Genomic DNA, 627 nt, shown 5'->3' on the forward strand with positions numbered 1-627 from the left:
GAGCGCGGTAAGGAACAGGGGATCGCCTCCGGCGGTGACCACCCGCAGCGTCGTGGTGAGCCACAGATCGCGGTGGGTTGCGAGCCACCGTGCCGCGGGTTGGTCGATTCCCGCGATGCCGTCGCCCTCGAGCACGTCGTCGAGGACCTCGGTGAAGCCCACCGCGAGAGCCGCCACCACGACGAACCCCAGGAGCAGCGCCACACCGGCGACCTCGTCCGCGGGCAACCGGGCGGCCAACGGCCATCCCCTCGCGCTGACCCGGTCGCGCGCCCAGGTCAGTGCCCGGCCGATCACCTCGGCACCGGACACCCGCGCCCACAGTCGGCGCAGCGCAAGCCCGCACCGCCCGACCCAGATCGCCGCCCCCGTGAGCAGCACCAGAACCACCACGGTGCCGGCGCTGACCACGCCGAAGCCGGGTTGACCCATACCTATTGGCTACAGGAGGTAGCGGTAGGCCGGCGAGCCCGGCTCGAGGTCCTCGACGACGTGCTCGAGGGCGACGGCATCGCGGGAATCGACCAACCCGCGGCACGGTGGCTCGCAACCCACCGCGATCTGTGGCTCACCACGACGCTGCGGGTGGTCACCGCCGGAGGCGATCCCCTGTTCCTTACCGCGCTC

General features: G+C 71.9%; 2 pseudogenes. One reads left to right on the forward strand and one right to left on the reverse strand.

What is annotated here, in order from left to right:
• Positions 1-432: pseudogene (locus A5655_RS28055) on the reverse strand (PAP2 family protein); the annotation flags it as partial.
• Between the two features lie 45 nt (positions 433-477).
• Between A5655_RS28055 and A5655_RS29005 the strand changes: the two are divergent.
• Positions 478-627, forward strand: a pseudogene (locus tag A5655_RS29005) (PAP2 family protein); the annotation flags it as partial.

It is taken from the genome of Mycobacterium sp. 1081908.1 (assembly GCF_001673535.1).
Taxonomy (GTDB): Bacteria; Actinomycetota; Actinomycetes; order Mycobacteriales; family Mycobacteriaceae; genus Mycobacterium.